Annotated in this window: 1 protein-coding gene; it reads left to right on the forward strand. The window is 69.0% G+C overall.

The genetic code is table 11. The features are described 5' to 3' along the window. Positions 1 to 150 precede the first annotated feature (150 nt). Positions 151 to 1,311: an ISAs1 family transposase gene (locus FXN61_RS49410; protein ID WP_312878597.1), complete on the forward strand. Its 1,161-nt coding sequence runs from the start codon at positions 151 to 153 to the stop codon at positions 1,309 to 1,311. Positions 1,312 to 1,396: the final 85 nt, after the last annotated feature.

Raw genomic sequence — 1,396 nt, forward strand, 5'->3', positions numbered from 1 at the left:
TCTGGGGCTCCGCCCCAGGGTTCCGGCAAAGTCGTGTCCGCCGTTTGGACGTAGGACGGGCACGGCGCTCTAGCTGATCATGAGAGTGTCTAAGTCACATGGTCTTCTGGGAGTGCCGTGCCCGCCGTGTCATCCTGCCCGATTCCGGCTGTGCTGGATCGGTTGGCCCCTGTCGTTGTTGATGCTGCTGGTGATCGGGTCGCTGACCTGCGGGAGTTCGTGGCCAAGGTGCCGGATCCGCGGCGGCGCCGGGGCGTGCGGCACTCGCTGGTGTCGATCTTGTTGCTGGCCGCGTCGGCGGTCGCGGCCGGGGCGCGGTCGTTCACCGCGATCGGAGAGTGGGCCGCCGACGCTCCGCAGCAGGTACTCGCGTTGCTCGGGGTCCGGCACGACCCGCGCCAGGGCCGGCGCCGGGCTCCGGACGAGGCCACGATGCGGCGGACGCTGCAGCGGGTCGATGGTGACGCGGTGGACGCCGCGATCACGACCTGGACCCAGGCCCGGCGCGGCCGGCCGTCGCCGGACGGGCCGGTGGTGATCGCGATGGACGGCAAGACCGTGCGTGGCACCCGCGGCCCCGACGGGTCCGGCGGGGTGCACCTGCTGACCGCGTTCTGTCACTCCGACTCGCTGGTACTGGCCCAGGTCCTGGTCGACACCAAGGTCAACGAGACCAAACGCTCCGCCGCGCTGCTCGACCAGCTCGACCTGACCGGCGCGATCATCACCGCCGATGCCATGCACACCATCCGCGCCACCGTCACCGACCTGCTGCGCCGTGGCGCCGACTACGTGCTGCCGGTCAAACAGAACCAGCATCTGCTCTACGCCCAGCTCGACGCCCTGCCCTGGCACGACGTTCCCGCACTCACCACAGTGGACACTGGGCACGGCCGTCGTGAGCGGCGGACGATCCAGGTCCTGCCCATCCCCGAGGACGTCACTTTTCCTGGTGCGGCACAAGCGTTTCTCGTCGAACGCTACGTCACCCACAACACCGGGAAACGCACCGCGATGGCCGTGCTCGGCATCACCAGCCTCACCAACGATCAAGCCGGACCAGCCGAACTCGCCACCTGGACCCGCGGCCACTGGGACATCGAGAACAAGCTGCACTGGACCCGCGATGTCCTCTACACCGAGGACGCCTCCCGCGTCCGCACAGGCACCGCACCCCGAGTCATGGCCAGCCTGCGCAACCTCGCCCTCAACGCACTACGCCTCGCCGGCCACACACGCATCGCCACCGGCCTGCGCCACACAAGCCGAGACTTCACCCGACCACTCACCCTGCTCGGAATCCACCCCTGACCAGCACCAACACGACTTTGCCGGAACCCTGGGGCTCCGCCCCAGACCCCGCCAATCTGATCAAAGACCTGTCCAGCGCCGCGCG

Source organism: Lentzea indica (assembly GCF_012184385.1).
In the GTDB taxonomy this organism is placed as follows: Bacteria; Actinomycetota; Actinomycetes; order Mycobacteriales; family Pseudonocardiaceae; genus Lentzea; species Lentzea indica.